The sequence below is a fragment of the Herbidospora solisilvae genome, from assembly GCF_009901565.1.
In the GTDB taxonomy this organism is placed as follows: domain Bacteria; phylum Actinomycetota; class Actinomycetes; order Streptosporangiales; family Streptosporangiaceae; genus Herbidospora; species Herbidospora solisilvae.
On the sequence record NZ_WXEW01000001.1, the window covers coordinates 1069019 to 1090102 of the forward strand.

Genomic DNA, 21084 nt, shown 5'->3' on the forward strand with positions numbered 1-21084 from the left:
CCGAGCAGGACGGCCTCATCCGTCCGTGCGGCCGAACTTCTCGATCGCCGCCGGGGTGACAGGGGTGAAGAAGTTGACCAGGTTGCCGTCGGGGTCGCGGAACAGCAGCGACCGGTTGCCCCAGGGCATCGTGGTCGGTTCGGTGACGAAGCCCGGGACGAGGCCGATCAGGTTCTGGTGGACGAGATCCACGTCGCCGACGAGGAACTCGATGATCACGCTCTGGTTGTCCGCCGGTCGGGCGGAGCCCGGGGCGAACAGCGGGACGGTGCGGGTGCCGGCGATGGCGAGGGTGGCGCCCGGGGTCCTCAGTTCGGCGAAGTCGTCGGTGGCCCATGTCGCCCGGGCCCCCGTGGCCTTCTCGTAGAACCCGACGAGGCGCGCCACGTCGCCGGTGATGATGCGGATCGAGACGAAGTCCATGAATGTCTCCTCGGTCGTCGGTGGAAATGTGCACGTCGGAGGCTAGGAGAGATAGTGGACAGAATCGGTCCTGTATCCGCGTTAGCCTGACGAGATGCCCCGACCCACCGGACGCGTGCTGACGCTCCTGGAGTTGCTGCAGTCGGGCGGCACCCGGACCGTGGCCGAACTCGCCGACCGGCTCGGCGTCCAGGGACGCACCGTTCGGCGTTACGTGGACCAGCTGATCGACCTGGACGTGCCCGTGGAGTCGGTGCGCGGCCGCTACGGCGGCTACCGGCTCGCCCCCGGGTACCGCCTGCCCCCGCTCATGCTCAACGACGACGAGGCGCTGGCCGTCCTGCTCGGCCTGGTCGCGGGCCGCCGGGCGGGGTTGACGACGGCGGAGCGCACGGCGGGCGAGACGGCGTCGGCGAAGATCCGGCGGGTGCTGCCCAGGCACCTCGCCCGCCGGCTCGGCCCGCTCCTGGAGGCTCTCGCCTTCACCGACGAGCCCGGCGAGTTCGCCACCCCGGACGCCGAGGTCCTGCTCACCCTCGCCGACGCGGTGCGCCACCGCCGACCGGTCTCGATCCGCTACACCGACCGCGAGGGGCGCCGAAGCGAACGCACGCTGCACGCGTACGGGATCGTCTCCCATGCGGGCCGGTGGTACGTCACGGGCGACGACGTCCGGATCGGCGCGGAGCGAACCCTGCGGCTCGATCGCATCGAGGACGTGCGGGCACTGCCCGGCTCATTCGAGGCGCCCGCGGATGCCGATCCGGCGCGACGGGTGTTGTCGGCGTTCGCCACGGCCGATTACCGGCATGAGGTGACCCTGCGCGTCCACGGGACGGTCGGGCACATCCGCGCCCGCCTTCCCGCCGGCGTCGCGGGCCTGGAGGAGCACGAGCCCACGAGCGAGCGGTGGCGGCGCGTCGACCTGCGGGTGGAGCGGCTCGACTGGCTGCCTCCCCTCCTCGCCTCACTCGACCGGCCATTCGTCGTCGAGCGCCCCGGTGAACTGCGCGACCTCGTCATCGCGCTCGCCGACCGCCTCACGTCCTACGCCCGCCAGGACGGGGAAGCGGCCGCCGAGCCCGGCGACGTCGAGCAGCCTGGTCATCTGCCGGGTGGGGCGGGTCAGTCCCTGCCGGGGTCCTGATCATCGCCGGGCGATTGCGCCAGACTCTCCATGATGACCGCGGCCTCCCTGCGCCAGGTCGTTTCGAGGTCGTCGCCGCAGGCCGCGGCGAGGGCTTCCACCAGATGATGGATGACCAGCGTCGAAGCGACGAACAGAGCGGGCGGCCCCATGCCCAGTGTCGGCCCGCTGAGATCCCGGGTGATGAGGTCGAGGTCGCCGGACAGCCGGTCCAGGTCCTCGGGCGTCTTGATCTGCACCTCCAGACTGATCACGCTCAGTACGGCAGGCACCTTCTCGGCCACCAGGCCATCGAATCGCCGTCCTTCCTCGGGGGTGAAACTCTTCCAGCCGCGCATCACGCCCGGATGCCCCCGTGGCCGCTGTTCACGCACGACGCCGCCGCGCATTTACCTTCAGGAACGCGCGCTCCGCTTGGAGGCGGTGACGGCGTAGCTGACGGCGAGCAGCACCAGGCCCGGCGGGATGATGACCCACATCGGCCAGAAGTAGATGAGTTCGCGCTCGGTGAAGCTGAGCAGGACCCAGATGACCAGGTTGAGGGCGACCTTGGCGGCCCAGGCGATCCAGACGACCTTGAGCCAGCGGGGTAACGCGCCCGTCGCCACAACCGGGGCCTTCGTCTGGGTGGCGGTGACGGTGGGCGTCGTGGCGGGGGCGCTGGGGAGGTCCACGAAGAGCTTGTCCAGGTCGCCGAAGGTGACCGAGGCGTAGGCGCGGCTCATGCGGTCGTTGTACTCGTCGAGGCTGAGACGGCCCTCGTCCACGGCGGCCAGCAGGTGGGCGACGGCGGCCTCGCGATCGCCATCGGAAACCCGGACGTCACGTCGATCTGCCATTGACTGCCTCCTCGAGGGTCGTGTGTTCGCGGGCGAGGAGGCGGTCGATGGCGGCCGTCTCCGCGTTGTCGGCGTTTCGGTCGGTACGGCGGCGGTCCGCCATAACGGTCAGGTAGGGCCGGGCCGCCTCGCGGTCGACGCGGTCGAGGAAGGCCGCCAGCATGAGATCCCGGCTGCGGCGCAGCCCGGGGTCCACGTAGCCCGACGCGAGGGCCAGCCAGGTGGCGGCGATGTCGGCGGCGGAGGCGCCCCGGCGGGCGGTGGCCCAGTCGATGACGCGGGGGCCGTCGCCCGTGAGCAGGACGTTGTGCGGGTGCAGGTCGAGGTGGAGCAGGTGGTTGCCGGCGCAGGCGGCGGGGAGCCAGCCGGGGGCGCGGACGGCGGACAACTTCTTGAGCAGGTCGGCGAGGAGCCTGCCGTGATCGCAGACCCGGCGCGGGTGGGCGGCGGCGTCCTGGTAGAGGCTCGGGCCGTCGAGGCGCTCCATCAGGATGTCGGGGCCGTCGGCGTCGTAGACCTGCGGCGCGGGGAAGCCGCCACGGCTGGCGTGGCGCATGACGGACGCCTCGCGCTCCAGGCTCCGGCCGTCTTTGGCCCGCCGGATGACCTTGCCCGCTCCGGCCTCGTAGATGTCGCAGTCGCGGCCCGACCCGATCAGGCAACCTACGCGCATGGTAGCCAGGCTAAGGGTTTCGGCGCCGCGATAGGCGGGCGTCCCGGTGACATCTTCTCACCGCTCGTCGGTGCCGTCATCAGGTCGTCCGGAGGCTCGGCCAGAGGGCGGACCAGGGGACGGGAGCGGGGCCGCAGATCCGGATGACGTTCTCGCTGACCTGGTTGTCGATGTCGTGGCCGATGTCGACCGGGCCGACGAGCCGGCAGTCGGTGAACCGCGCGGGGATGCGGCGGTTCTCGGCGGCGTGGACGAGCAGGACGGGGCCGTCGGCGCCGTCCGGTGGCGGGCCCCAGTCGGCGTAGCTCATGTGTCCCGAATAGGCGGCGGGCAGGCCGTGCTGGGGGCCGTACCGCGCGATCGCGGCGGCCTCGCCGTAGTTCTGGGCGAAGATGACGGCGCGGGCGCGGTCGGCCTCGGGGATCCGGTGCCAGGCGTCCGCGACCGACCTGACGAACTCCGGCCAGCCGATCTGCTCCCCCACCTCGGCGTTCAGCGCGTTCGGGAACCTCGCGGCGGCGGGCGGCAGGACCGGCAGCCCGATGACGACGTTGACGGCGGCCGCGACCGCGATGCCCGCGACGAGGACACGCGGACGGACCCGGCCGACGACCGGCGCCACCCCGGCCGCCATCGAGACCATCAGCAGGGGCAGGACGTAGTACGACTTGCCCCCGGTGAACTGCACGACGGCGACCAGCAACACGGTCGCCACGGGGATCAGCCGGGCCCAGCGGATCGACGGGTCGCGCCACAGGCGGACCAGGCCGGCCACCCAGATCGGGAGGAACAGCGGGGAGAGCTGCGCGATCAGCAGCGGGAGGAGCATCACGCGGTCGTCCGCGCCGTCCTCGCTGATCCCGGCCGCGACCGCGAACTGCGGCCAGCCGTTCGCGGCGCTCCAGATCAGGTTGGGCGCGGCGATGACCAGGGCGATGAGCGCGCCGATCGGCAACCAGCGGGTGCGCAGCACGTCTCTGGGCCCGACCAGCAGGAGCGCCAGGAACAGGGTCACCACCAGCAGCCCCAGCAGCTGCTTGTTCTCCATGCCGACGCCGACCGCGACGCCGATCGCCACGAACCAGCGGCCGTCGCCGGTGCGGAGCAGGCGCAGCACCAGCAGGCTGATCACCAGCCAGGCGAGCATGTCGAAGGTCGCGGTGGCCAGCAGGTGGCCCAGGCCCAGGACGATCCCGGAGGCGGCCGCGCAGCAGGCGGCGACGGACTGCACCCGGCGGTCGCCGCCGAGTTCGCGGGCGATCAGGGCGACGGTCACGACCGAGGCCACGCAGAGGATCGTCGCGACGACGCGGAGCGCGGCCGGGGTGTCGCCGAGCAGGGCGGTGCTCGCGCGGGCGAGCAGGGGGGTCAGCGGCGGCTGGTCGACGTAGCCCCAGTCGGGGTGATCGCCGGCGACCATGAAGTAGAGCTCGTCGCGGTGGAATCCGTACCGGCCGGACAAGGCGGTCAGCAGGACCGCGAGCGACGCCGCGACGGCGGCGATCGGGCCCGCCGCGACCGATGGGAGCCCTCTGAGGCGACTGTCGCCTTCCTCCCGCGACTTCGTGTCAGAGCGTTCGATGGCCACCCGGAGATTCTGACATCAACCGGTCAATATGAACAGCGGTTTCCTGTCAATTGAGAATGGCCGTTTTCGCAGGTCAGCCTGCCCGGAATGGGCCGGACGCGGCGCCGGGCGCAACCCCTGTCTTTGTGCCGCCGGCGCGTAGGGGTGACCCCTGCCGGGGACCGGCCGCCCGCCGTTGGCCGGTTCTCCATGGCCACTTCCTGCCAATAGCGGCCGGGCCCGCCGCCGCTACTGTAGCGGTAACTCGATTTCTTCGACCAAATTCGAATTATCAAATTCGCGGGCCCGCGAAAAGCAACCGTCTTTTCGAGGTGAATAATCAAGGAGGTGACACGTTGCTGCAAGCCATCGATCTTGTCAAGCGATACGGCCCGGTCCTGGCGCTGGACGGATTCAGCCTGAGTGTGGCGGCCGGTGAGATCGTCGGGCTGGTCGGGCACAACGGCGCGGGCAAGACGACCTTCGTGGAGATCGTGTCGTACCTGATCCGTCAGGACGGCGGTCACGTGACCATCGACGGGCGTCCGCCGTCGGCGAGCAGGGGGCGGGTGGGCGTCGCGCCGCAGCACATAGCGCTCTATCCGTCCGTCACCGTGCGCGAGCACCTCACCCTGTTCGGCAAGCTCGCGGGGCTGCGCCGGGCCGCGCTCGACAGCGCGATCGAGGAGCTGACCGTCGCGCTGAGGCTCGGCGCGTTCATCGACCGCAGGACGGCGGCGCTTTCCGGCGGGCAGCAGCGGCGGGTCCAGGCGGCCACCGCGCTGATCCACCGGCCCGGCCTGCTGCTGCTGGACGAACCGACCGCGGGCGCCGACCTGGAGACCCGCGAGGCGATGCTCGACGTCGTCAAGCAGCGCGCCGGCGACGGCGCGGCCATCGTCTACACCACGCACTACCTGCCCGAACTGGTCGAGTTGCAGGCCACCATCGCGGTCGCCCGCAACGGAAGGATCATCGCGCGGGGCACCTACGACGAGCTGGTCGACGGTCTGCCCGGGGAGGTGCGGCTGATCCACGACAACGAGGAGGAGGTCCGCGTCTCCACCACGCAGCCGGCGGCCACCCTGATCGACCTGCTGGGCCGCGCCGAGCGGCCGATCAGCACGATCGAGGTCCACAACCCCTCCTTGGACGACCTCTACCGATCCCTGGCGGTCAGCGATGCTCCTTGACACCGGCTACCGCCCCGGGCCGGCCGCCGCCCTGCGCGAATCCCTGTACCGGATCCGCGCGCTGGCGAACAACAACACGCTCATCCGGCTCCGCGACCCCGGCCAGACGATCAGCTACGTGGTCATGCCGATGGTCCTGATGCTGGTCCTGAAGCCGCTGTACGTACGGGCGGTCGAGGGCGGCACCACCAAGGTGGTGACCGGGCTGCTGGTCATGTTCTCGGTGTTCGCGATCTCCATCGCGGGCAACGCGATCCTGGCCGAGCGCACCTGGAAGACCTGGGACCGGCTCCGGGTGAGCCGGGCGCCGGCCGCCGAGCTGCTGATCGGCAAGACCCTGCCGATCTACGTGGTCATGGTCGCGCAGCAGACCATCCTGCTGGTGTACGGCTGCCTCGTCATCGGCCTGCCCATCCCGGGCAACGTCCCGCTGGTCCTGGGGGCCATCCTGCTCTGGGCGTTCACGCTGCTGGCGATCGGCGCGCTGCTGGCCGCCATCGTGCGCAGCCACGGCGAGCTCAGTGTGATCACGGACGTGGGCGCGCTGACGCTCAGCTCGCTCGGCGGGGCACTGGTGCCGCTGAGCCTGATGCCGGAGTGGGCGCAGGTCGCCGCGCAGGCGTCCCCCGGCTACTGGGCCCTGGAGATGTTGCAGGCCGCGGTCTCCGGCGACGCGGCCGGAGTCGTGCGGCCCGCGGCGATCCTGCTGGGGATCGCGCTGGTCTGCGGTGTGTTCGCGATTCGCCGGCTCACCCGCGGCTGGGGCCGCGGCGGGCTGCTCTAGAAGACGGCCGGCACAAACCAACCAACGAATTCGGTGAATAGGGGCATGTTGATGACGCAGCAACATCCACCCGTGGACGATTCCGATATTGCGATCATCGGCATGGCCGGTCGATTCCCGGGAGCCAATGACGTCGAAACGTTCTGGCGGAACATCAGCACCGGCGTCGAATCCTTCACGCTTTTCTCGGACGAGGAACTCATTGAGGCGGGCGTGCCCGCGGCGACGTTCTCGAAGCCGAACTACGTCCGGAGCCGGCCGATTCTCGACGACATCCGCGGCTTCGACGCGGCGTTCTTCGGCTACAACCCGCGCGAGGCGACGCTGGCCGATCCGCAGCAGCGGCTCTTCCTCGAATGCGTGTGGGAGGTCCTGGAGTCGGCCGGGTACGGCTCGCCGGAGAGCCGCGGCTCGGTCGGCGTGTTCGCCGGCATGAACATCAGCGGCTACCTGCTGACCCGGCTCCAGGCGTTCGCCATGGGCATCGACACGTCCGCGCTGATGATCGGCAACGACAAGGACTCGCTGGCCACGAACGTGTCGTTCCGGCTGGACCTGTCCGGGCCGAGCGTGACCGTGCAGACGTTCTGCTCGACCTCGCTGGTCGCGGTGCACCTGGCGAGCGAGGCGCTGCGCCGCGACGAGTGCGACATGGCGCTCGCGGGCGGCGTGTCGGTCCGGATCCCGGACCGGACCGGCTACCTGTGGGAGGAGGGCGGCCAGGAGTCGCCCGACGGCCACGTGCGGACCTTCGACGCGCAGGGCCGGGGCAGCATGTTCGGCGACGGCGCGGCCGTGGTCGCGCTGAAGCGCCTGGGGAAGGCGATCGAAGACCGGGACACCGTGCTCGCGGTGATCCGCGCCTCGACGATCAACAACGACGGCGCGATGAAGTTCAGCTACCTGGCCCCCAGCATCGACGGCCAGCGCCGCTGCGTGTCCAAGGCGATCGAGAAGGCGGGCGTCGACCCGTCGCAGATCTCCTACGTCGAGGCGCACGGCACCGCCACCGAGGTCGGCGACCCGATGGAGGTCGCGGCCCTGACCAGGGCGTTCGGTCAGACCGAGAAGAAGCAGTACTGCATCCTCGGCTCGATCAAGCCGAACGTCGGCCACCTCGACCGCGCCTCCGGCGCGACCGGCCTGATCAAGGTCGTCCAGTCGCTGCGGCACGAGCTGATCCCCGGGACGCTGCACTACACCGCGCCGAACCCCGAGATCGACTTCGAGGCCAGCCCGTTCTACGTCACGTCCCAGCCGACCCCCTGGCCGCGCAGCGCCGACCGGCCGCGCATCGCCGGGATCAGCTCGCTCGGCATGGGCGGCACGAACGCGCACGCGATCATCGTCGAGGCCCCCGTCCCGGCCCCGCGCCCGGAGCGGCCCCGCCGCTGGCAGATCCTCCCGGTGTCGGCCCGGTCGGCCGCCTCCGCCGAGCGGATGGCCGTCCGCCTGGGCGAGAGCATCGCCGCCGACCCCGGCGTGGACCTGGGCGACGTCGCCTACACCCTCCAGAAGGGCCGCAAGGTCTTCAACCACCGCAAGGTCGTCGTCGCCGACGGCAACGCCAGGGCGGCCGCGCTGCTCACCGACCCGGCCGGGCCCCTGGGCCGGACCGACACGGCGGTCGGCCGCAAGACCGGGTTCCTGATCGCCGGCGTCGGCGAGCAGTATCCGGGCATGGTCGCCGCCCTGTACGAGGCCGAGCCCGCCTTCCGGGCCGACGTCGACGAGTGCGTCAGCCTGCTGGGCCTCACCGAGGCGTCCCAGCTGTCCGACGTCTTCGTCCCGGCCGGGCCCGCGACCGCCCCCGACCTGGCCGCGCTGCTCGGGCGGACCGGGGACGCCTCTCCGCGGTCGGCCCCGAACGCGCATCTCATCCAGCCCGCCGTGTTCGTCGCCGAGTACGCGCTGGCCCGGCTGCTGACGAGCTGGGGCGTCAAGCCGGAGATCATGGTCGGCTACAGCCTCGGCGAGTACGTCGCGGCCTGCCTGTCCGGCGTGTTGTCGCTGGCCGACGCGCTCAAGCTGGTCGCCTACCGGGCCAAGCTGATCACCTCCCAGCCGGAGGGCGGCATGCTGGCCGTCGCCGCCGACGAGAAGCGGCTGAAGGCGGTGCTGGGCGACCTCGACCTCGACGTCGCGGTCCGCACCGGCTCGCAGCTCGTGCTGGCCGGGCCGGAGGAGAGCGTCGAGGCCGCGGCGGCGCGGCTCAGAGCGGCCGAGATCGGCTGCCGCCGCCTCCAGACCACGCACGCCTTCCACTCCCGGATGCTCGAACCGGTCGCGGCCGAGCTGACCTCCTGGATCAGCGCCAACGTGACGCTGAACCCGCCGGTCATCCCGTACGTCAGCAACGTCACCGGCGAGATCGCCACCGCCGGGCTCGTCACCGACCCCGGCTACTGGGCCCGCCACATGTGCGAGACGGTCGAGTTCGGCGCCGGGCTCGCGCACGTGCTGCGCGGCGGCGACCTGACCCTGGTCGAGATCGGCCCCGGGCAGTCGCTCGGCGCGCTGACCCGCGGCCACCCCGACTGCGACCGCAACCAGTGGCCGCTGATCGTCACCACCCTGCCCGGCCAGGGCGACCAGGTGGAGACGCTCGCCGCCACCGCGACCGCCGTCGGCAAACTCTGGCTGGCCGGGGTTCCGATCGACTGGGACGCCTTACATGACGGCTGGACGCCCGGCAGGGTGCCGCTGCCGACCTACCCGTTCGAGCGCCAGGACTACTGGCTGGAGATCGACCAGTCGGCGCTGACCACCGGCGTGCCCCTGCTGGACGAGAGCGACCCCACGAGCATCGCGACCGCGCTGCCCCGCCTCCCGGACGAGCGGTGGATCAACATCCCGGTGTGGCGGCAGACGGCTCCCCAGCTCGTCCGCGAGGAGGAGCAGACCAGGTGGCTGCTCTTCACCGACGCCGGCCTGGCCGACACCCTGACCGGGACGGTGCGCGCCGCCCTGGACGCGCTCGGCCACCAGGTAGTGCTGGTCCGGCCCGGCGACGCCTACGCCGACACCCCCGACGGCTTCGTCGTCCGCCCCGGCTCGCAGGACGACGTCGTCACGGCGCTGCGGACGCTCGGCGGCCGTGACTTCGCGCCGGAACGGGTCGTGCACCTGTGGACCGCCGACCCGGCCCCCGCCGGCGGCGACGCCACCCAGGAGTGCCTGAAGCGCGGCCTGTACACGCTGGTCTCCTTCGCCAGGGCCGCGGTCGACCTCGGCCTGCCGACCTGGTCGCTGGACATCGTCACCGTCGGCAGCCAGAAGGTGCTGTCCGGCGACACGATCATCCCCGAGCGCAACACGCTGCTCGGCCCGACCCGGTTGATCCCGGTCGAGTACCCGAGGGTCAGAACCCGCCTGATCGACGTCGACGCCGAGACCGGACCGGCCGCCCTGCGCGGGCTGCTGGCCGAGCTGCGGGCCGACCCCGCCGACCAGGTCGTCGCGCTGCGCGAGGGCCGCCGGTGGACGCCCGGCTACGAGGTGCTGGACGCGGCCGCCATCGACCGGACCGCCCCGGCCGTGGACGTGCGGCGCGGCGGGACCTACCTGGTGACCGGCGGCCTGGGCGGCATCGGCCTGGGCATGGCCGAGCTGCTGGCCGAGAGATACCAGGCCAACCTGGTGCTGCTGGGCCGCACCCCGGTTCCGCCGAAGGAGCAGTGGAGCCACATCCTGGCCGCCCCTGCCACCGCCGACGAGGTGCGGCGGCGGGTCGAGGGCCTGCGCCGCCTGGAGGCCGGCGGCACCGAGGTCGTCACGGTGGCCGGCGACGTGTCCAAGGTCGCGGACGTGCGGCGGGCGGTGGACGCGGCGATCGAGCGGTTCGGCGAGCTCAACGGCGTCCTGCACTGCGCGGGTGTGCCGGCGGTCGGCCTGATGCAGTTCAAGACGGTGGCCGACATCGAGCGCACGCTCGCGCCGAAGGTGGCCGGTTCGCTGGCCCTGGCCGAGGTGCTGAAGGACGTGCCGGTCGACTTCCTCGCCCTCTACTCCTCCACCACCTCCGCCACCGGCGGCGGCGCCGGCCAGGTCGACTACTGCGCGGCCAACGCGTTCCTGGACTCCTTCGCGCTCAGCGACCCCCTGCCCGGCGCGCTGGTCACCTCGGTCGACTGGTGCGAGTGGACCTGGAACGGCTGGACGGAGGGCCTGGAGAACTACGACGAGGGCTCCAAGCAGTACTTCACCTGGTACCGGGGCCTGTTCGGGCTCAGCTTCGAGGACGGCTTCGAGACCCTCGTCCGGGTGCTGAACAGCGGTGAACGGCACGTGGTCGCCTCCACCCAGGACTTCGCCCCGCTGGTGGCGATGAGCCGCAAGTCGTCCATCGAGAGCCACCAGGCGACGGTCAAGAAACTCAGGGACGCGTTCGGCCGGCACCCCCGGCCCGACCTGTCGACCGCGTTCGTGGAGCCGCAGAACGAGACCGAGGAAAAGATCGCCGAGGTGTGGACCGAGGCGCTCGGCCTGGAGTCGGTCGGGGTGCACGACAACTTCTTCGAGCTGGGCGGCAACTCGCTGCTCGGCATGGAGATCATCACGGAGGTCCGGAAGGCGCTCGGGCTGACCTACCTCCCGCCGCACATCCTCTACCAGTCGCCCACGATCTCATCGCTCGCCGAAGCGGCAACCGCGGGCGAGGCCAAGGAAGAGCAGACGGCCGACGTGCGCGAACAGCAGCGCACCTCGCGCATCGAACAGCGGCGGAACATGCTCCGGAGCGGAAGGACGTCATGACAGAAACCGACTACGCATCGGCGGTGGCGCTGATCGGCATGTCCGGTCGTTTTCCCGGCGCCGACAGCGTCGCCGACCTGTGGCGAAACGTACTGTCCGGGATCAAGGGCCTGCGCGAGATCACCGAGGAGGAGCTGCGGGAGACCGGCGTCGAGCCGGGGCTGATCGCCGACCCGCGCTACGTGCGGATCGGCGGCCCGCTGAACGGCCTGGAGCACTTCGACGCGGGGGTCTTCGGGATCAACCCGCGCGAGGCCGAGATGATGGACCCGCAGCACCGGCTGTTCCTGGAGACCTCGTGGGAGGCCCTGGAGAGCGCCGGCTACTGCCCCACCGACGTGCCGGGACAGGTCGCGGTGTTCGGCGGGTGCGGGTTCCCCGACTACGTGGTGAAGAACATCTTCCATCTCGCCAACGCGCCGGGCGGCGCGATGCTGATGGCGATCGGCAACGAGCGCGACTCGCTGGCGAACCTGGTGTCGTACAAGCTGGGGCTGCGCGGACCGGCGGTGTCGGTGCAGACGTTCTGCTCGACGTCGCTGGTGGCGGTGCACCTGGCGTGCCAGAGCCTGCTCACCTACGAGTGCGACATGGCGCTGGCGGGCGGCGCGTTCACGCCGCTCCCCCAGCCGGCCGGCTACCTGTACGAGCAGGGCGGCATCATGTCGCCCGACGGGAGGGTGCGCAGCTTCGACGCCGAGGCGGGCGGCACCGTGATGGGCAGCGGCGTCGGCACGGTGGCCCTCAAGCGCATGTCGGACGCGCTCGCCGACGGCGACGTGATCCACGCCGTCATCCTCGGCTCGGCCGCCAACAACGACGGCCGGATGCGGGCCGGGTACACCGCGCCGGGCGTGGACGGCCAGGCCGACGTGATCGAGACGGCGCTCGGCGTGGCCGGGGTCAAACCCGACACCATCGGCTACGTCGAGTGCCACGCCACCGGCACGATGCTGGGCGACTCGATCGAGCTGGCCGCGATGAACCGGGTGTTCACCCAGCCGCGTGAGACCCCGGCCGTGCTCGGTTCGCTGAAGCCGAGCCTGGGCCACCTCGACCGGGCCTCCGGCGTGACCGGACTGATGCGGGCCGCGCTGAGCCTCAAGCACGAGCTGCTCCAGGGTGTGCCGGACTACGCCCAGCCGAACCCGGCGCTGGCCACCGCGCAGGACAGGTTCACCGTGCTGACCGAGCACCGGCCGTGGCCGGCGGGACCGCATCCGCGCCGGGCCGGGGTCAGCTCGTTCGGCCTCGGCGGGACCAACGCCCACGTGGTGCTGGAGCAGGCCCCGCCGCGCGCGGCCCTCCCGCACCGGCCGGGCCCGCACCTGCTGACGTTCTCGGCGGCCGACGAGAACGCGCTGAACGAGCTCGGCGAGCGGCTGGCCGGTCATCTGGCCGGTGACTCCGGCGAGGACGTCGCGGACGTGGCGTTCACCCTGCAGATGTCGCGCGGCGGGTTCGCCCTGCGGCGCGCGGTCGTGGTCGCCGACCGCGACGACGCGGTCGTGGCGCTGACCGACCCCTCCCGCTGGATCAACGCCAAGACCCAGCGCCGCAACCCGAAGGTGCGCCTGGTCACGCCGGAGGGCGTGCCGGAGGCCTGGTGGCCGGAGCTGCTCGCGGCGGTCGACGCCGTGATCGGCATCGAGGACGGCACCGACCGGCACGACGCGGTCGGCGCGCTGGCCGACGGGCTGCGGCGGCTCGGCGTGCAGGTGACGCGTGAGGACGCCGCCCAGGCGTCGGAGGAGATCGCCGTCGCCCCCGTCGACGGGACGCCCGCGGCCGAGTGGCTGCTGACCACGCTGGCCCGGTTGTGGCAGGCCGGCAGCACGATCGACTGGACCGCGCTGCACCGGGGCGCGGGCCGCAGGGTCGAACTGCCCACCTACCCGTGGCAGAAGCGCCGCTACTGGGTGAAGGCCAACCCGAACACGCAGGCCGCCCCGGTGAGCGACGACAAGACGTTCGACCGGTCGAAGTGGACGTACCTGCCGACCTGGAGGCAGCGGCCGTTCGCGGTCGCCGACCTGGACGAGCGGCTGCGCGCGGCCGGTCCCTGGCTGGTCTTCGCCGACGACGCCCGGGGCGAGGCCCTGATCGACCGGCTGAACGCGGCGGGCGCCGAGGTCACGGCGGTACGGAGCGGCGAGAGCTTCGAGCAGCACGACTCGGGGGACTTCACCGTCCGGCTGGACAAGCCCGACGACATGGCCGAACTGCTGTACTCGCTGCTGGTCGCGCCGCGCGCGATCGTCCACGGGTTCAGCCTGGCCGCCTCCGAGCCGGCGCCGGGGCAGGACCCGGCCGCGCACTTCGACGCCGAACAGCGCCGCGGCTTCTACTCCGTGCTGGCGCTGGCCAGGGAACTGGTCGACAACAGCGGCTCCGCGCCGCGCGCCGAACTCGCCCTGCTCACCTCGGGGGCGGCCGGTGTGCTCGGCTCGGATCTGCGGCACCCGGAGCACTCCACGATGGCGGCGCTGGCCCCCAGCCTGGCCCAGGAGAACCCCCGGATCCGGGCCCGCACGATCGACGTCGACGCCGCCGGCGACGCCGTCCAGATCCTGGCCGCGATCCTGGCCCCGCACGAGGGCCCGGTCGCGGTCCGCGCCGGCGAGACCTGGTTGCGGGCCTACGAGCAGTTCCCGATCGACGAGCTGACCGACGAGACCCGCCCGATCGGGAACGGCGAGACCGTGCTGATCACCGGTGGCCTCGGGGACGTCGGGCTCGTGCTCGCCCGGCACCTGGCCGCCGCGTACGGCTGCAACCTGGTCCTCACCGCCCGGTCGCCGCTGCCGCCCCGCGAGGAGTGGGCGGCGTTCCTGGCCGAGACGCCCTCCGGCAGCGAGCGCACCGCCCGGCACATCCGCAACATCCTGGACCTGGAAGGCCGGGGCGCGACCGTGTTGTGCCTGTCCGCCGACGTGGCGGACGAGGAGCGGATGGCGGCCGTGGTCGAGGCCGCGGTCGAGCGGTTCGGCGGGATCGACGTGGTGGTGCACGGCGCGGGCGTGCAGGACGGGGCCTACTTCAACTTCGCCCACCTGATGGACCGCGCCCAGTGCGACGCCCACCTGTCCGCCAAGGTCAAGGGCTTCCACGTGCTGGAGAAGGTGCTCGACGGGCACGCCGCCGACCGGCGGATCACGCTCTCGTCCATCGCGGCGGTGCTGGGCGGCATGACGCTCGCGCCGTACGCGGCGGCCAACGCGGCGCTGGACGCCTACGTCCGGCAGTCGCGGGTGGCGGGCGGACCCCGCTGGGTGACCGTCGACTGGGACACCTGGAGCATCGACGCCGGCCGGCTGGAAGGCCACAGCGAGGCCGTCGTCGGCTTCGCGATGGCCCCGGCGGAAGGCGTCGACGTCTTCGAGAGGGCCCTGTCGGCCACCGACCGGGCCGGCCATCTGGTCATCTCGACCGGTCCGCTGGAAGGCCGGCTGGCGATGTGGGTCACCAGCGACATCCACAGCGCCGACGACACCCCGGACGACCAGGAACGCCACCCGAGGCCGGATCTCAACAACCCCTACGTGGAGCCGGCCGAGGGCACCGAGGCGGCGCTGGCCGACATCTGGTCTCGGGTGCTGGGCATCGAGCCGATCGGCGCCACCGACAACTTCTTCGAGCTGGGCGGCCACTCGCTCCTCGCGATCGAGCTGACCACCAGGATCCGCAAGTCGCTGAACGCGTCGGTCCCGGTGACGGGGCTGCTGGAGTGCCCCACGGTGCGCCAGCTGGCCGAGCTGCTCGACGAACGGGAGACCGGATGAGGCAGCCGGAGCACGTGCGGGCGGTCCAGGCGTTCGCGCGCAGGGAGCTCATCGGCAAGGACGCCTACCTCGACTCGCTGGCCGAGGCGCCGCTCCCGCTGTACGAGCGGTTCGCGGACACCGGCCTGGCGAACTGGTGGGTGCCGAAGGAGCACGGCGGCCCCGGCCTCAGCCTGGAGGACGGCGTGCGGATCGTCGCCGAACTCGCCTACGCCGACGCCGGCGCCGCGTTCACCCTGTTCATCCCGGTCCTGACGACCAGCATGGTGTCCTGGTACGGCTCCCCCGAACTACGCGACCACTATCTGGGCAAGCTGGTGGCCGGAAACGGGTTCTGCGCGACGCTCGGCAGCGAACACGCGGCGGGCAGCGAACTGGCCAGGATCACCACGACGGCCCGCCGCGACGGGGACGACGTCGTGCTGAACGGCGAGAAGGCGTTCTCCACGAACGCCGACTTCGCCGACTTCCTGGTGGTGGTCGCCCGCGCCGAACACGACCCGGCGGGTTACCTGGCGGTGCTGGTGCCGCGGGACACACCGGGCGTCCGGATCGACAAACGCTGGGACGTGCTGGGGCTGCGCTCCTCGGCGACCTACCAGGTGACGCTGACCGACTGCCGGGTGCCGGCCGCCAACGTGCTGCGCGGCAACGGGCTGCGGCTGCTGGAGGTGGGGCTGAACGCCAGCCGCATCCTGATCGCCACGACGGCGCTCGGCGTCGCCCGCCGGATCCGCGACGTGTGCCTGGAGTACGGCAGGTCCAAGCAGGTCAAGGGCGCCATCCTGGCGAACAACGCGGTGTTCGCCGCCAAGCTGGGCCAGTTCGAGATGCAGATCGACGTGATGGCCAACCAGTGCCTGGCGGCGGCCCGCCGGTACGACGAGATCGCGGCCCGGCCGGACGCGGCCGCGGAGTTCCTCCGGGTGGGCACGCTGAAGGCAGCGCTGACCACGAAGATGTTCTGCGGCCAGACCGGCTGGCAGATCGCCTCGGCCGCCTCCGAGATGTTCGGCGGCGTCGGCTACACCCACGACGCGGTGATCGGCAAGCTGCTGCGGGACGTGCGGTACGTGTCGATCGTGGAGGGCGGTGACGACGTGCTGCGGGACCTGGTGTTCAACCGGTACGTGGTGCCGGTGTCCCAGCGGTCGTGACAGCGGTCGTGACAGCGGTCGTGACAGTGGTCGTCACCACGGCGCCCGCGTAGCCGGGCGCCACGTCCAGCCAGCGAAGGGAACGCGACGAACCCACCGTCGCGTTCCCTTCGTGCGTCACCAGCGCGTCCCGCAGACCGGCCAGGCCGGCCCCGGTCGCCTTGATGTAGGCCTCCTTGGCGCACCAGAGCCGGAAGTACTCCTCCCGGGGGGAGGCGGCCCGGGTCAGGTGGTCGACCTCGGCGGGCCGGTACAGATGCCGGGCCATGGCCAGATGGTCGAGGTCGTCGCGGACGCGCTCGACGTCGACGCCGACCCGCAGGCCCGGCGGGGCCACCCCGATCAGCGCCCACTCCTCGGAGTGCGACAGGTTGAAGTCGATCGGGCGGCCGGCCAGGTACGGCCTGCCGTTGTCCTCCGCGCCGAAGACGAGCTCGGCCGGCGGCAGGCCGGTGAGCCCGCCGAGGAGGGCCCGCAGGGCGGCGTGCGCGACCGTGAAGCGGCGGCGCTCGACCGGGGTCGCCAGCGCCGCCGCGCGGGCCCGCTCGTCCCCGGAAAGCAGCGGGGCCCACCTCGCGCCATCCGGCTGATCGAGGTGGACCCGCCACACGAAGGTGTCCGTCACATCCATTTGAGCAGGGCTTTGGAGATGATCTTGTGGGTCAGCGCGGCCTGCTCGAACACCGCGAAGTGGCCGCCGACGAACGGCTGGAGCTCGTACTCCCTGGTGGTCTGCTCACCCCACGGCGTCACGGTCTCGGCCTTGATCCGCGAGTCGTCGGTGCTGGGCATGGCCGTGATGGGGATGTCCAGCGGCTTCTCGTCGCGGTACTCGTAGGTCTCCTTGATCGTGAAGTCGGCGACCACGGCCGGGAGGATCATGTCCAGCACGCCGGGATCGGTCAGCAGCCACTCCGGCGTGCCGCCCAGCTCGCGGAGCATCGAGACGACCTCCGGCCGGGACATCTGCCCGACCGGCTTGCCGTCCTCGTAGGCGAGTTGCGGGGCGACGGAACCGGAGACGAACAGGTGCACCGGCGGCGGGCCGCCGCGGCGGCGGATCTCGCGGGCCAGCTCGAACGCGACGAGCGCGCCGAGGCTGTGGCCGTACAGGGCGTACCTGCGGTCGATCGAGCCGAGCGAGACGTCCGCCTGGATGATCTCGGCGAGGTCGGCCACCAGCGGGCCCATCCGGTCGTAGGCGGGCTCCCTGAGCCTGCTGTCCCGGCCCGGGAGCTGGATGGGCTGCACGGCCACCCCCGGCAGGACGCGCTGCCAGCTCCGGAAGGTGGAGGCGGCGCCGCCGGCGTGCGGCAGGCAGTACAGCGCGAGCGCGCCGGGGCCGGCGCCGGTCTGGCCCGCGAACGGCATCCACCGGCCGGCGTCGTCAAAGCTCATCGATGATCTCCAGCTGGACGTAGGACGGGGGCGGCTGGACGGTGCTCAGGTCGGCCTCCAGCACCACGTGGACGCCGTCCCGGCTGACCTCGCGGAACCCGGCGAAGGCGTAGGTGATCTGCATCATCCGGTTCCGGCCGGTCTCCACGAAGTCGGCGCGCACGCTCACCCCGGCCGCCTGGGCCAGCCGCATGATGTGGTTGAGCAGCACCATGCCGACGCCGCGGGACATCACCCGGCAGGACATCAGCATCATGTTGAGCCGCCACTCGGTCTCGCCCTTCTCCACCAGGGCCAGGCCGATCTTGCCGTAGCTGCCGAACCGGTCGGTCAGGGAGGCGACCAGCAGCAGGTGGTCGGGGGACTCGCGCAGCTCGTCCAGTTCCTCGTAGGAGTAGGTGCGGCCGGTCGAGTTGAGCTGGTTGGTGCGGACCGTCAGCTCCTCGGCCCGCTGGAGGTCGTCCCGTACGGCCGGGGCGATGGTGAACCGCATCTCCAGCCCGGCCAGGAACTCCTCGTTGGTGCCGACGAAACCGGACTCCAGATCGTCGCGCGCGGCCTGCGCCTGGTACATGGGGCGGCGCTGGGCGGACTCGTCGGTGACGAACCGGGGGATGAACTCCGGCCGGGCCAGCGCCTCCTCCAGGTCCACGATGTCGACCAGGGTGACGGCGGGCAGGCCGTGCCCGACCTCGCCGCGTTCGAACTCCTGGTCGTCGACGAAGGCGAACGCGTCCAGCCCGAGGTTGAGCGCCTTCGCGATGCGCGCGATGGACTCGGATTTGGCGTTCCAGTTGATCTGCGGGTGCAGGAACATCTCGTCGAGGCCGAACTCGCGCAGCTTCTCCAGCGCGGCGTCGGCGTCGTTCTTGCTGGCGATCGAGTGCAGCACGCCCATCTGGTCGAGCCGGTGGATGTGCGCCACCACCGCGGGCCGCAGGGTGACCTCGCCGTCCTCCAGCAGCACGCCGTCCCAGAGCGTGTTGTCCAGGTCCCAGACCACGCACTTGATCCGTCCCTGGACCGGCTTCTCCGGGACGACAAAGGGCGTTTCGTCGACCACGGTCATCAGATGATCTCCCGTTCTGCCTGGCTGGCGATGGTGATGCGCTGGATCTCGTTGCTGCCCTCGATGATCTCCATGACCTTGGCGTCCCGGTACAGCCGCGCCACCGGGTAGTCGTGGCCGCAGCCGTTCGCGCCGTGGATCTGGACCGCCTCGGACGCGTGCCGCGCGGCGGCGGTGGAGGCGAAGTACTTCGCCACCCAGGTCGCCATGATCGTGGACGCCTCGCCGGCGTCCTTGAGCCGGCCGGCCTCCGCGACGAGCAGGCGGGCCGCCCGCGCGTCGGTGACCATGTCGGAGAGTTTCGCCTGGATCAGCGGCAGGTCCTTGAGGAGCGACCCGCCGACGGTGCGGCGGGAGGCGTACGCGGCGCAGGCCTCCAGCGCGGCCTGGACGATGCCGACCGAGCCGGTCGCCACGCTGTAGCGGCCGAGGTCCAGGGTGCCGGTCAGCACCATGCCGGCGGTGAAGCCGCTCGGGCCGAGCAGCGCGTCCGGGCCGAGCGCGACGTCGCGGAAGGAGATCTCCGCGATCATCGACGCCCGGGTGCCGAGCATGTCCTCGATCGGCGTCACCTCGACGCCGGGGCTGTCCCTGGGGACCAGGAACGCCCCGATGCTGGTGGCCGTGCGGGCGAAGACCAGGAACAGGTCGGCCCGCTGGCCGTTGGTGATCCACTTCTTGACGCCGTTGAGCACCCAGCCGCCGTTCTTCTCCACGACGTTGCTGGCGATCCCGGAGGCGTCGCTGCCGGCGCCGGGCTCGGACAGGCAGAACGCGGCGAGCACGTCTCCCCGGCCGAGCGCCGGCACCCACTGCTCGCGCTGGGCCGGGCTGCCCCACCGCTGCACCGCCCACGACACCATCGTGTGCACGGTGAGCAGGCTGCGCACCGAGGAGCAGCCCCGGCCCACCTCCTCGTGGACCTCGCCGAGGGTGACCAGGTCCATCCCCCCGCCGCCGGTGTCGCGGGGCAGGAAGGGCGCCCAGAGCCCGGCGGCGGTCATCCGCTCCAGCAGCTCCTCGGGGACCCGGCCCCGCCGGTCGTACGCGTCGGCGTACGGGACGATGTGGGTGTCGACGAACGCGCGGGCGGACTTCCTGTCGGTGACCCGAAGGACGTCCGGCGCGGTCTCAGCCAGGGTCGTCATGTCAGACCCGCGCGGGGGAAAGCCGGTCCACCAGCTCCGCCATGCTGGTGGCGGACCGGAAGTTGTCGATCTTCAACTCGTCGTTGGGGATGGTGACCTCGAACGTCTTCTCGATGAACATCACCAGCTCCATGGCGAACAGCGAGTTCACGAAGCCCAGGGCGAAGATGTCCTGGGTCTCGTCGATCTCCGCCTGCGGGTAGCGGGCGCGCACGAAGTCGAGGATCTGGTCCTTGGCGTTGCCGGACATGTCTGGCTCCTTCGGGGATCGCTTAGTTGGCGTCGTAGGTGTAGAAACCGCGGCCCGACTTGCGGCCGTGCAGGCCCGCGTCGGTCATCTGCTTGAGCAGCGGGCACGGCCGGTACTTGCTGTCGGCGTAGTGCTCGTAGAGCACCTCGACGCTGTAGAGGATGGTGTCGACGCCGATCAGGTCGGCCGTCTCCAGCGGGCCCATCGGGTGGCCGAAACAGCTCCGGAACACCTCGTCGACCGACTCGGCGGTGGCGACGCCCTCGTGGACGAGGAACGCCGCCTCGTTCACGGTGAGCATCAGCACCCGGTTGGAGACGAACCCGCAGGCGTCCTTGACGTCGATGGCCTTCTTGCCCATCGCCGACAGCAGGTCGCGGACCCGCTCGACGGTCTCGGCGGTGGTGTGGAAGCCGGGGATCAGCTCGCACGCCGGCTTGGCCGGGACCGGGTTCATGAAGTGCACCCCGACGACCTTGCCGGGGCGGCCGGTGACGGCGGCGACCTTGGTGATCGGGATCGCGGAGGTGTTGACGACGAAGACGGTGTCCGGCCCGCAGACCGCGTCCATCGTCTCGTAGACCGCCCGCTTGACGTCCCAGTTCTCCGTCACGTTCTCGATGACCACGTCGGCCTTGGCGACCGCCTCGGCGCCCACCGCGGTGGTGATCCGGGACAGCACGTCGTCGGGGTCCAGGGCCGGGCCGCCCATCAGGCGGCTCATCCTGGCGTTGCGCCAGATGGTGGCGCGGGCCGCGGCGAGGATCTCCTCGTCCTTGTCCACCAGGACCACGTCGTGGCCGGTCTGTGCCAGGTTCTGGGCCACGCCGACGCCCATCACGCCGGCGCCCACCACACCGATAAGTGTCATGACCTCTCCGTTTCTCTGGTTGTCCTGC

At 71.5% G+C, this 21084-nt stretch carries 17 protein-coding genes; 6 read left to right on the forward strand and 11 right to left on the reverse strand.

Annotated elements, in window-relative coordinates; translation table 11 throughout:
- Window positions 1-15: 15 nt before the first annotated feature.
- The gene (locus tag GT755_RS04550) at window positions 16-423 is read right to left on the reverse strand and encodes a VOC family protein (RefSeq protein WP_161478397.1); all 408 of its coding nucleotides are present in this window, start codon (window positions 421-423) and stop codon (window positions 16-18) included.
- Window positions 424-517: 94 nt separating this feature from the next.
- Here GT755_RS04550 and GT755_RS04555 point away from each other — a divergent pair, with 94 nt between their 5' ends.
- Complete coding sequence (locus GT755_RS04555; RefSeq protein ID WP_161478398.1) at window positions 518-1570, forward strand: helix-turn-helix transcriptional regulator; 1053 nt, start codon at window positions 518-520, stop codon at window positions 1568-1570.
- Here GT755_RS04555 and GT755_RS04560 read toward each other — a convergent pair.
- From GT755_RS04560 to GT755_RS04575, 4 genes are all read right to left on the reverse strand, one after another.
- Window positions 1549-1959: a hypothetical protein gene (locus tag GT755_RS04560; protein WP_161478399.1), complete on the reverse strand. Its 411-nt coding sequence runs from the start codon at window positions 1957-1959 to the stop codon at window positions 1549-1551. The genes GT755_RS04555 and GT755_RS04560 overlap by 22 nt on opposite strands.
- 6 nt (window positions 1960-1965) lie before the next feature.
- Entirely contained in the window at window positions 1966-2409 is a 444-nt protein-coding gene (locus tag GT755_RS04565; protein WP_161478400.1) for a DUF1707 SHOCT-like domain-containing protein, read from the reverse strand.
- Window positions 2393-3082, reverse strand: a complete 690-nt coding sequence (locus GT755_RS04570; RefSeq protein ID WP_161478401.1) for a phosphotransferase — start codon at window positions 3080-3082, stop codon at window positions 2393-2395. The genes GT755_RS04565 and GT755_RS04570 overlap by 17 nt, the downstream gene beginning before the upstream one ends.
- A gap of 79 nt (window positions 3083-3161) precedes the next feature.
- Entirely contained in the window at window positions 3162-4670 is a 1509-nt protein-coding gene (locus tag GT755_RS04575; RefSeq protein WP_202609578.1) for a glycosyltransferase family 39 protein, read from the reverse strand.
- Between the two features lie 335 nt (window positions 4671-5005).
- Here GT755_RS04575 and GT755_RS04580 point away from each other — a divergent pair, with 335 nt between their 5' ends.
- The 5 genes from GT755_RS04580 (at window position 5006) to GT755_RS04600 (ending at window position 16320) form a co-directional block, all read left to right on the forward strand.
- Window positions 5006-5842, forward strand: a complete 837-nt coding sequence (locus tag GT755_RS04580) for an ABC transporter ATP-binding protein (protein ID WP_161478402.1) — start codon at window positions 5006-5008, stop codon at window positions 5840-5842.
- Complete coding sequence (locus GT755_RS04585; protein WP_161478403.1) at window positions 5832-6626, forward strand: ABC transporter permease; 795 nt, start codon at window positions 5832-5834, stop codon at window positions 6624-6626. Before GT755_RS04580 ends, GT755_RS04585 begins: the two co-directional genes overlap by 11 nt.
- Window positions 6627-6698: 72 nt before the next feature.
- Complete coding sequence (locus tag GT755_RS04590) at window positions 6699-11381, forward strand: type I polyketide synthase (RefSeq protein WP_161478404.1); 4683 nt, start codon at window positions 6699-6701, stop codon at window positions 11379-11381.
- Window positions 11378-15163 (forward strand): type I polyketide synthase, encoded by a 3786-nt coding sequence (locus GT755_RS04595; protein ID WP_161478405.1) that lies wholly within the window; start codon window positions 11378-11380, stop codon window positions 15161-15163. Before GT755_RS04590 ends, GT755_RS04595 begins: the two co-directional genes overlap by 4 nt.
- Entirely contained in the window at window positions 15160-16320 is a 1161-nt protein-coding gene (locus GT755_RS04600; protein WP_161478406.1) for an acyl-CoA dehydrogenase family protein, read from the forward strand. The genes GT755_RS04595 and GT755_RS04600 overlap by 4 nt, the downstream gene beginning before the upstream one ends.
- Here the strand turns inward: GT755_RS04600 and GT755_RS40410 are convergent.
- Genes GT755_RS40410 through GT755_RS04630 form a run of 6 tightly spaced genes read right to left on the reverse strand, consistent with a single transcriptional unit; the run spans window position 16283 to window position 21056 of the window.
- Window positions 16283-16945, reverse strand: coding sequence for a 4'-phosphopantetheinyl transferase family protein (locus GT755_RS40410; RefSeq protein ID WP_161478407.1), 663 nt, complete (start codon window positions 16943-16945; stop codon window positions 16283-16285). The two genes, GT755_RS04600 and GT755_RS40410, sit on opposite strands and share 38 nt — an antisense overlap.
- The gene (locus GT755_RS04610; RefSeq protein WP_161478408.1) at window positions 16942-17718 is read right to left on the reverse strand and encodes a thioesterase II family protein; all 777 of its coding nucleotides are present in this window, start codon (window positions 17716-17718) and stop codon (window positions 16942-16944) included. Before GT755_RS04610 ends, GT755_RS40410 begins: the two co-directional genes overlap by 4 nt.
- Window positions 17708-18787 (reverse strand): HAD-IIIC family phosphatase, encoded by a 1080-nt coding sequence (locus tag GT755_RS04615; RefSeq protein WP_161478409.1) that lies wholly within the window; start codon window positions 18785-18787, stop codon window positions 17708-17710. Before GT755_RS04615 ends, GT755_RS04610 begins: the two co-directional genes overlap by 11 nt.
- On the reverse strand, window positions 18787-19935 hold the full coding sequence (locus GT755_RS04620; protein WP_161478410.1) for an acyl-CoA dehydrogenase family protein: 1149 nt from the start codon (window positions 19933-19935) through the stop codon (window positions 18787-18789). The genes GT755_RS04615 and GT755_RS04620 overlap by 1 nt, the downstream gene beginning before the upstream one ends.
- Before the next feature lies 1 nt (window position 19936).
- Window positions 19937-20185: an acyl carrier protein gene (locus tag GT755_RS04625; RefSeq protein WP_161478411.1), complete on the reverse strand. Its 249-nt coding sequence runs from the start codon at window positions 20183-20185 to the stop codon at window positions 19937-19939.
- 22 nt (window positions 20186-20207) lie between these two features.
- Window positions 20208-21056, reverse strand: a complete 849-nt coding sequence (locus GT755_RS04630; protein ID WP_161478412.1) for a 3-hydroxyacyl-CoA dehydrogenase family protein — start codon at window positions 21054-21056, stop codon at window positions 20208-20210.
- Window positions 21057-21084: the final 28 nt, after the last annotated feature.